The organism is Janthinobacterium sp. FT14W (assembly GCF_009208755.1).
Taxonomy (GTDB): Bacteria; Pseudomonadota; Gammaproteobacteria; order Burkholderiales; family Burkholderiaceae_D; genus Janthinobacterium; species Janthinobacterium violaceinigrum.
The window spans coordinates 43,934-54,751 of sequence record NZ_WFLL01000039.1; the positions used below are offsets into that span (position 1 = coordinate 43,934).

A 10,818-nucleotide genomic window follows, 5' to 3' on the forward strand; every position below is an offset into this window, starting at 1 on the left:
CGGTTTCATTGTGCGCCCTCGATCTCGATGACGAGGGGATATTCGTTTTGCAGTGCCTGCCAGCGCGCCTGCATCTCGCTTTCGATCGCCTTGCTGCGGCGCTGCGCCAGCGCGGCATCGCCGCCAGCGGCATACGCGATGCGCAGTACCGATGGCTTGGCGCGCAGGCTGGCCACCAGTCCTTCGATGCGTGCTGCCCATTCCGGCTGCAAGGCCGTTTCACCCGCAAGGAATGCGGCGTCGCTCAGCTCAAGACGCACGACACGGTGGATGGTGGCGCCGAAGTTCAGCTTGACCACCTTGCCTCGGGTCAGGCGCACATCGCGCGGATTTTCCGTCGTGACGCGGTAGCCGCTCGGCAGGGTACGGTCATCGAGCTTCATGACGAAGTTCGAGCCGCGGTCCGCATTCGGAATCGCCGGACAAGCCACGTGAAAGCGTCCTTCCGCATCCGTCGTCACCAGCAAGCCGCGCGCCGTCGCCATGCGCACGCCGGCAATGCCCGTCTCGCCTTCATCCTGGTAGCCATTCGCGTTCCGGTCGTCGAAAACCTTGCCGATGATGTCGGGACAATCGAAAGTGGCATCCGGCACCACCCGCACCGTGGCAGTGGCCAGGTTGGAAATACGCGTGTCGCCCGTCGCTGCCCAGGCCTGGTTGACGTATTCGCCGTCGCCAACGCCGCTGCCCACCATCAGCATCAGCTTGTAGGTCTTCTTCTCCTTGGGGGCGAAACCGCTTTCCTTCCAGCGCAAGCTGCGGCCATCGACGACCGGTTCCGCCGGCACGCCATTGCGGGTCGCGCTGCCGACGCGGTACTTGAAGCCGGCCGGTATCAGGTCGCGCACTTCCATCGCGCCCAGGGTTGCCGCCTGCGGATTGCTGACCGTGATCGTGTATGGCACCAGGTCGCCGCGCGTGACGTTCAGCATCGGCGTCGTCTTCGTCACCATGATGCTGTCGCTGCCCAGCGGGTCGAGCGGAATATGGTTGTTCAGGATCGGTGCCGAACCGCCGTTCGTGATGACAAAGCTCAGGTAGTACTGCGTGGTCCTGGCGCCTCCGGCGACCAGTCCCGTGCAGTTGTTCGGATCGAGTTCCATCTTCGTCGACAATACCGGCGCCGAATCGCTGGCCTGGATAAAGGCCGGATCCGGCACCAGGCCCACCGTCAGCGGTCCCTTGCAGGCCGGCAGGCTGCCGGACGGCGCCAGCAGGTAGTTCGCCGGCGCCACCACGCTCAGCGTATACACGCCGCTGGGGAAGCCGTTCTGCAGCAGGAACTGGTACATGCCGTCGCTGCCCACGGTTTGCGTCTGCTCGGCAACCCCACCCACCAGGTGCGTGGCACTGTCGAAACCGGCGGGGCCGCTGATCGACACCACGGCGCCGGCCACCGGCTTGCGCGTGACGGAGTCGTACACCACGCCGGCCGGATCGAGCGGCAGATTCTGCTCGACGACACGGTCGCCGTCGCGCAGGGTCAGGTCGCTGATGCGGCTGCCGCCTGGCAGCACCACGCCTTCGCCTCCCGTCGACACGGGCACATTCGGCATGTTGTTGCCATCCTTGAGGAAGGTGATCGCGTAGCCGGAACCCGTCGGCAAGCCGCTCGCCTCGTAGCCGGGGCAGTGCAGGTTGTCGAACTGGTAGAAGCCTTTCTCGTCCGTGATGGCGCGGCAGATCAATTTGCCTTCCTGGTGCAGCTCGGCCGTCCAGCCGGCCACGCCAGCCTGGCTGCCGTCGAGCGGACGCACGCGGCTGCCGTCGCGGTTCAGCCATACGTAGCCGTTGATGATGGGCGGCTTCAATTGCGGGATGCCCTTCTCGCCGAACAGATAGCCGCGCATGTCGTCGCCCGCCGCCAGCCTGATGCCCTTGATCGTATCCTTGTTGCCCACGCCGACAGGCTTGCTGGCATTGGCCGTGCCCACCGATCCCGGCAGCACGGACGTCTTGCCGTCCACATAGCCGGCCGGCTGCGTTTCCGTCAGGGTGTAGCCGGCGGCGTCGCTGACCGGCACCGTATCGAACAGGTAGCTGCCGTCGGCGCCCGTCACCACGCTCAGCTTGACGGGCTTGCCATCGACGGACGCGCCGCTCAGGGCCACCGTCACGCCGGCAATGCCTGGCTCGCCATCGTTGCGGCTGCCGTCGTTATTCAGGTCCGCATACACCACGCCACCGAGCTTGCCCAGCATATGGCGTTCGCCAAACAGGTAGCCGCTCGCCTGCGTCGCCACCGGCAGCACGATGTCGCTGATCGTGTTGTGTTCCGGCGCCGCGCCGAAGCTGGCGTTGTTGACCTTGCCGCCGGCGCTGCCGGCCGTTTCGCGGCCGTCGAGATACACGGCAGGCTGGTTTTCCAGCAGGCTGTAGGTACCGGCCGGCAGGCCGTCGAAGCGGTAGCTGCCATCGCTTCCCGTCACCGCCGTACGGCTAAAGCCGTTCGCGCCGCGCACCGTGACTTCAATGTCGGCGATGCCCGCTTCGCCCGCGTCCATGGCGCCGTTGTCGTTCAGGTCTCGATACACGAAACCGCGCAACGACGACACCTGTTCGCGGAAATCATAGCCGCTGCCATTGCCCTGGGGCGGCAGGACGATGCCACCGATGGCATCGACCGCGCCGGTACCGACCGGCTTGCCGTTGATGCTGCCGACAAAAGTCCCCGTCGCACCCGGATAGTTGCCCAGGCCGGCCGGCTGCGTTTCAGTGACCGTGTAGCCGGCCGGACCCGATGGATACAGGCCAGGGAAGGTGTAGCTGCCGTCGGCGTCCGTGACGACGGTGACATTGACCGGCTTGCCGTGGCTGTCGATGCCGCTCAGCGTCAGGCTCACGCCCGGCAGGCCCTCGCCCTTCTCGTAGCTGCCGCTGTCGTTCGCATCGCCGTACACGCGGCCGGCAATGCTCGCCGCCTGCAGTTCGCCGAAATCAAAAAGCGTATGGCTCTTCGCCGCATCGAATGGAATGCGCGCGATGGTATTGGCCGTGCCGATGTCGCAGGCCGGATTGGCGCAGGAGGCGGCGCCGTCGATCAGGCCCTTGCGCTGGCGTCCGTCCAGATAGGCGGCCGGCTGCGTTTCCACCAAGGTATAGCCGGCCGCATTCGCGTGCGGCAGGTCACGCAGGCTGTAGCTGCCGTCGGCGGCCGTGATGGCCGTGCGGTTGACCGGCGTGACGCCGTCGCGGGCGATGCCGGACAGGCTGACGGTAACGCCGGCGATGCCCGTGGCTTCACCCGCATCGCGTACGCCATTGTCGTTGGCGTCGACATAGACGGCGCCGCTGATGGCGCCCGTCTTCTCGCCGAAATCGTAGCCCGTCAGTTGCGCGCCCGGCGCGAGCGTGATGGCGCTGACCACGTTGGCCACGCCGGTATTGCCGCCGCCGTTGCCGGCCGCTTGCGCCGCATCGGCGTAATTGACCGGCTGCGTTTGCGTCACGGTATAGCTACCGGCGAGCAGGCCGTCGAAACGGTAGGCGCCGCTGGCATCCGTCAGTACCGTCACGGCACCGCCTGCGCCCCCCGTCAGCGTCAAGGTCACGCCCGCCAGCGGCGTGTCGCCGCTGCCGGCCGCGCCATTGCCATCCACGTCGAGGTACACCTTGCCGGCAATGCTGCCCGTCAGTTCGCCAAAATTGTAGTCGCGCGCGCTGCCGCCGTTCGGCAGCACGATGCCGCTGAACTGGTCGAAACGGGGCGCGCTGCCGCCGATGCGGCCTGTCGCGACGCCATTGACCGTGCCCACGCTTTCCGCGCCATCGAGGTAGGCGGCAGGCTGGGTTTCAGCCACGGCATAGCCGTTGCCATCGCTTTGCGGCAGGCCCGTGAAGCTGTAGCCGCCGTCGGCCGCCGTTTGCAGCGTGCACACGGCAGGCACGATCACGCTGCAGACGTCGAAGCCGTCCGCCGTGGTACCCGACAGGGTGAGCGTCACGCCCGCGATGCCCGTCTCGCCCCCGTCCTTGCGGCCGTTGCGGTTCGCATCGATATACACGTAGCCGGACAGCGACTGCGCCACCCCGCCCGACGCGCCTGGCGCCTGGCCGAAATGGTAGCCCGTCGCCGTGGCGCCGGGCAGCAGCACGATGGCGCCGGCAGTGCGGATGGCCGCACCAGGCACGCCCGTGCCAGGCACGCGCACGGCGCCGTCGATCAGGCCGCCGAGGCTGCCGGCCTGCGCACCCGTGTGATACAGGCTGGCCGGCGGCGTGACCGTCACGGCATAGCCGGCCGCATCGCTCGGCGCCAGGCCCGCAATCAGGTAGCTGCCATCGGCGCCCGTCTGGAAGGTGCAGCTCGGTACGGCATTGCCAGGACAGACGGGACGACCGAGATGGTCGTTGCCGCTCAAGGTCAGCGTGACACCGGCCACGCCCGTGCTTTCGCCACCCTGGCGCACCGCATCGCGGTTGCTGTCCATGTAGACGCTGCCGGCAATCGACGCCAGCGCCAGTTCGCCGAAATTGCGCTCGGTGTAGCTCAGGCCCGGTTCGATGCTGCCGATGACGATGCCTTCCGGCGCCGCGCGTCCCGCGCTGTTCGCCACGACATTGCCGGCGCCGTTCTGCTCCTTGCCATCCGCATGGCCTGCAGGCTGGGCCAGTTCCGTCACCGTGTAGGATTCGCCCAGACGGCTAGGCGGGACATTGGTGAAGCTGTATTTGCCATTGGCGTCGGTGGTGGCCGTGCATGCGCTGCCCATCGCCACGCACACGTCGGCGCCCCAGAAGGTCAGTCCGGAGAGCTGCACCTGCACGCCGGCGATGCCATTTTCGCCCGCCTCGCGCAGGCCGTTGTTGTTCCTGTCGGCGTACACGTAGCCGCTGATGGCCGCATGCGCGTATTCCTGGAACAGGTAGCCCGTCGCCGCCGTATTCGGCGCCAGCACGATCTGGCCGATGCTGTTGTGCGCCGCGCTGGCGGAGCAGTTGGCGCCGTTGTCGCAGCTGGCCGGCGGCGGCGTGCCACCGGCCGTGCCCGCGACTTCAAACAGGTCGGCGTAGCTGGCCGGCTGTGTCTCGACGAGGGTGTAGCCGCCGGCCGCGGAGCGCGGCAGGCGGTCGAACAGGAAGTCGCCGCTGCTGGTGCTGAGGGTCAGCGGCGCGCCCGCCGTGCCGATATCGTTGCCCCAGAAATCCTGGCCGTACAGCGAGAACGTCACGCTGCTGGTGATTTTTTCACCGGCATCCATGCCGTTGCTGCGGTTCGCATCGTTATACACGGAGCCGGCGATGCTCGACTTGACGATCTGCACGTCGACGCTGGCACTGTTGTTGCCGGCGTTCGGATCGCGCGAGGTACCCGGCGTCGGCACGATGCTGGCGGTATTCGTGATGTTGCTGGCGAACGGTCCCGTATAGGCCGGGTATGGCGCCTTCACGGGGATGGTGATGGCGACCAGGTTGGCCGTGTCGGCGGCGCCCGAGGCAATCGGCAGCACGCCCAGCGTGCAGGTCACGGTGACCGGCGAACCGCTGCTGACGCAGTTGTTCAAGGCCAGCGCAGCACCCGAGCCGAGGCGCGCCGTCGGTGCGCCCGTCAGCACGAAACCGGCCGGCAGCACATCGGTGACGACCGTGCTGGCCGCCAGGGCGGGACCCAGATTGCCCACCACCAGGGTGTAGCTGAAGGGCTGGTTGATGCTGAACGGCGATGCGGGCGAGACGGTTTTCGACACCAGCATCAGATCGGTCTTCGGCAGCACGGTGGTGGTTTCTTCCACCACGTTGTTCGTCGCCAGCTTGTCGCCGGCAAACGGCGCCGCGCCCGTTTCCAGCGATTCGACGCTGGCGTTGATCTTGTAGGTGATCGATCCCAGCGGTGCATTGCTGACGGGACCCGTATCGAATTTCAGGCCGAACACGCGGCTGGCGCCACTGGACAGCGTGCTGTCGCCGGGCACGCTGGCCAGGTAGCACACCAGGTTCGTGCCCGCGCCGCCCGGCTGGCTGCACGCGGCGCCGGCCGGCAAGGTGCTGCCGGCGGCATTCCACAGCATGGTATACGGCGCGGCCGCGCCATTTTGCGGCGGCGGTACGGGCGTGACGACCAGCTTCAGGCCCGTGGCCAGCGACGGCCCGTTGTTTTGCACGGTGACCCGGTACACGAGCGCATCGCCGAACGGGCTCTGTTCGTAGCCCGTATCGACGGCCGACACGCTCAGGTCCAGCTCCTTGCTGATCACGGTGACGGTGGTGCTGTTGCTGTTGTTGGCCGCATTGCTGTCGTCGGTCGTCGTGCTGATGGTGGCGCTGCTGGCATAGGTCGCGTCGAGCGCATCGGGATACGGGAACACGGGAATGACCGAGAAGATCAGCTGGCGCGTCTCGCCATCGCCGAGCCCGAAGGTCCGGCATTCGATGCCGGACTGTCCCGCGTAGGGCGCGCCGCTGAAGGCGGGCACCAGCGTGCATTGCGCGGCGCTGCCCGCGATGCTGGCCGAGCCGGCCACATACGCCATGCGGGCCGGATCGATGACCTGGCGCAGCACCACGTTGGCCGCGCTGCTGGGGCCATTGTTGCGGATCGAGGTGGTGAATACCAGCGGCACGCCGACGCGCACGGGATTCGGCGCACCGGCCATCGCCGTGACGCCCACGTCGGCCTGCGGCACCACGGTGACGGTGGCGCCGGAGCTGTTGTTGGCCGCATCGGTGTCGATGGCATCCGGGCTCGATACCGTGGCGGTATTGAGCAAGGCGCCGTCCTTCAACGGGCGGTTGAGCGTGATGGTGATGGTGCGCGACGCGCCATTGCCCAGGTTCAGCAGCGTGCACGTGATGGTCGATGCAAAGCTGCAGCTTTCGCCGGCGCCGCTGCCGGCCAGCACGACGCTGCCGCCCGTGGTGCCGCCGCTGCCGTTATACCAGTGCGGCAAGGCGTCGACCACCTTGACGGTCGGTGCGCTGTCCGGACCCGCATTGCTGACCACCAGGGTATAACTGAAGGTATTCGAGGCGGCCGGCAAGCTGGCCAGGGACGCCGTCTTGACGATGGCCAGGTCGACGTTCAACGGCGTCGACGTGACGCTGGCGGTGTCGCAATTGCCCGTGCTCGCATTGTCCGGCGGCTGGTGCGCCGACCCGGCGGCCATGCCGGTACAGGCGGTATTGCTCAAGGTGCCGGAAAAACCCGCTTGCGCGCGCGTGGTCAGCACCAGGGCAGGCAGTTTCGCGCCGCGCGCCAGGCTGCCGGAGATCGTGTAGGTGCAGGTCACCAGCTGTCCCGCCGCGCTGCACGTCCAGCCGGCGCCGCTGGCGCCCACATAGCTTTCCTGCGGCGACAAGGTATCGGTGACGGTCACGGTGCCGCTGGCGGCACTGGTGGAGGTACTCGCATTGGTGACCGTGATGGTATTGGTGATCAGGCCATTGGCCGCGACCAGTCCTGGCGACTTGCTCTTGGTCAGGGTCAGGTGGGCGAATGGCGCGACGATGGTGTAGGTGGCCGAGGCGGGATTGTTCAAGCCGTCGAGCGGAGCGCTGCGTGCCACGTCCACCACGTTGGCGCCGCCCGTCGCGCCCGTGGCGACGGTCAGCGGAATCAGGAACTTGGCAGAGGTGGCGCCCAGCGCCAGCGCGCCGACATTGCAGGTGATCGTCTGGCCAGCCTTGGCGCAGCCGACCGGCAAGGTGCCGATGGTGAAATCGCCGGGCACCGTCGTCTTCACGGTGACGCCGCTGGCGTCCTGCGTGCCGCTATTGACGGCCCACAGATTCAGGCTGACCGCCTCGCCCTCCGTCAACGAGCTCAGGCCGCTGGCGTTCGACACCAGGGTTTGCCGGGCATCGAGGTCGGTGCCCGGCTTCACCGTGACGATGACCTGGCTGGGTCCGTTGTTGCCGTCTTCCGGATCGCCCGTCTGCAAGTCGCTCGATGCCACCGACGCGCCATTGGTGATGGTGCCGGCGATGCTCTTGACGATGCGCCCGCCGATCGTGATGGGGGGAGCCTGCTGCCCGACGCCGATGGCCGCGCCGCTGTAGGTACAGGTCAGCACGGTGCCCGAACGGGCGCACGTCCAGCCCGTGCCTGACGCCGACGCGTAGGTAAAATCTGCGCTGGCCGGCAAGTTATACGTGACCTTGAATTGCGATGCGCTGTCCGGACCGGCATTTGCCACGTCCACCCGGTAGCCCACCGTTGCGCCGGCCGCTGCCGTACACGCGGCGGGGCAGCCGCTCAAGCCCGTCGTGCCGCTGGCGGCGACGCTCAGGTCCGCGCCCTTGATGACGGTGATCGTCTTGATCGAATCGTTGTTGAAACTGTTGCCGTCCGTGTCCACGTTGACAAAGGACACGCTGGCCTTGGTCACCACGGCAGACGCCGCCGCGCCCGTGCCGCTGAAATTGACCGTCCAGTTCGCGGTCTTGCCCAGTCCGTTGCGCGTGCAAGTGAGCAATTGCGGACTGGCGGCCAGATTGAAGGCGCAGCCGGCCGGCGCCGTGCCCGACGCAAAATTCACATTGGCCGGCAGTTCCACCGCCAGGCGCACGGTGCCCGTCGCATCGACCAGGTCCTCATTGTTCGTCACCACCACCGAAAAGCTGGCCTTGCCGCCGCGCGGCACGGGGTCCGGCGCTTGCAGATAGGCGGAAACGGACAAGTCGATTGCCGCCGCCGACGCCGTTCCCGCCGCGCCAAGGGTGCAGCAACAGGCGATCAGCCATAACAAGTGCTGCAGGAGGCCGCGCGACCCTCCCCGCTTGCAGGAGATCAGACAGGAAAAGATCGTGCGCAAAAAGGAGGACATAGGCATGGCAGTCGTCAGGGGGTTGTGCGGTGTGCTGCAACGGCACTTCCGGCCCAGAAAAAACAGCGAACGGCCTGTTTTTTCACCCTGCGGACATGGCAAGGCGGCACGAAAGTCAACAAATACTCAATGTGTAATTTATGACAACATTGATAATTTGCGACATTTTGGTGCATTTTTTAATGCATTACAAGCAATTTAAGTATCAAATAATTAATTAATTGAAATTAGCAAGGAAATACAAAAAACCCGCAAATGCACCTGCCTTCATGTCAATTTATGTGTCTATTTTGTTATTTTTTTTAAATTGGTACTAAGTCAGGATTTTCGTCGTCCAGCCCGGCAGAGGACGAAAAAAGAGGAGAAAAGCGTCAATTTCGGTCTATACGTCACTATGTACGGTATCGGACATATCAAAAAGGAAAGTGTTAGCCATGTGACACTAAAAATAATTGAAATGACAATGTTTATTGGTATCACAGGCGCTGCACGGCAAAAAACGCAAAAAAATTCCATGTGGAAATTTTTTATACGCAGCAACGTGAAAAGAAAGTTGTAAAAATACAACAAGAAGATCGGCAGCGCGCCGCCGCGGACAGGGGAAAAGCGGGGATGTTTCAAGAAAAGCGGCACGGGGGAGACTGCCCCGCCAGCATCCTGGCAAACACCGCGGATGCGGCGGTATCGGGCAGGCAGCGGCAGGCGCCTGCCATGCCCGGCCCCGGGACCGGGCGCTAGTCCCGGCCGATGCAGACATCCGCTGCCGGGGCCAGCGCTAAGGGCGGGCTCCCGCGGACCAGCCGCCGCCCATGGCCCGGTACAGGTCGACCGAGGCGACGAGGATGCGCGTCTTCAGCTGCAGCAAGCCCACGTCGGCGCTGTACAGGGTGCGCTGGGCGTCCAGTTCTTCCAGGTACGAAGCGTAGCCATTGCGGTAGCGGTTGTGCGCGATGCGCAGGGTATCTTCCGCCGTAGCGCGGCGCGCGTCGTTTTCCACGGCTTGCTGCTTGAGCCGGTAGATGGCGCCCAGGCTGTTCTCCGTTTCCGCGAAGGCGTTGCGCACCACGTTTTCATACGTGTACGCGAGCTGGTCGCGCTGCGCGCCGGCCGCATCGGTCTGCGCCTGCACGCGCCCGCCGTCGAACAGGGGACCGGCCGCCAGCGCCGTCAGCCGCCACAGGGCCGTGGGCGCATGCAGGAAATCCGTCAGCGTCGTGGCTTGCCCGCCGCCCACGGCCGTCAGCTTGAACGAGGGCAGCAGCTGGTCGCGCGTGGCGGCCAGGCTGGCATTGGCGGCCGCCAGGTTGTGTTCCGCGCGCGCGATGTCGGGCCGCCGGCGCAGCAATTCCGACGGCAGGCCGGCAGGCACGCCAGGCGCCGCCAGGTCGGCCAGCGGCAAGCCGCGCGCGATGGGACCGGGATTGCCGCCGACGAGGACGGCCAGCGCGTTTTCCTGTTCAAAGATCTGCCGCTGCAGCTGCGGCACCTGCTCGGCCGCCGCATGGTATTCCGATTGCGCCTGCAGCCATTCCAGCCGCGAGCTGTAGCCCACCTCGAACTGCTTGCGCGCCAGCTCGCGCGACTGTTCGCGCAGCTGCAGGGTCGATTGCGCCAGCGCCAGCTGCGCGTCCAGGCCCCGCAGATTCAGATACGCCGTGGCCACGCTGGCGGCGATCGACAGGGCGGCCGCGTCGAGGCTGGCCTGTTCGGCGCGGTAGCTCTCGCCCGCCGCGTCGCTCAGGCTGGCCAGCCGGCCCCACACGTCGATTTCATAGCTGGCCTGCAGTTCGGCCTGGAAGACATTCGTCACATACGGCTTGCCGCTGGAGGCCAGGGTGCGCGTGCGCGTGGGCGAACCGTCGAAGGCCAGGCTGGGTGCGCGGTTCGCATCGGCCTGCGCCAGCCGCGCGCGGTATTCCTGCACGCGGGCGCGCGCCACGCGCAAGTCGCCATTGCGCGCCAGCGCCTCGCCCACCAGGTCGCTCAGCACGGGGTCGCCGAAGGCCTGCCACCACAGCTGCTCCACCTGCGCGCCACCCGCCGCAGGCGCGCCGGC

The 10,818-nt window shown here is 66.3% G+C and carries 2 protein-coding genes; both read right to left on the reverse strand.

The window, feature by feature from the left end; all coding sequences use genetic code 11:
• Nucleotides 1-5 precede the first annotated feature (5 nt).
• Nucleotides 6-8,768 carry an SdrD B-like domain-containing protein gene (locus GCN74_RS21975; protein ID WP_152258646.1) on the reverse strand — a complete coding sequence of 2,921 codons (8,763 nt, stop codon included), beginning with the start codon at nucleotides 8,766-8,768 and terminating at the stop codon, nucleotides 6-8.
• 769 nt (nucleotides 8,769-9,537) lie between these two features.
• On the reverse strand, nucleotides 9,538-10,818 hold a 1,281-nt coding region (locus GCN74_RS21980), incomplete at its 5' end, for an efflux transporter outer membrane subunit (protein WP_152258647.1).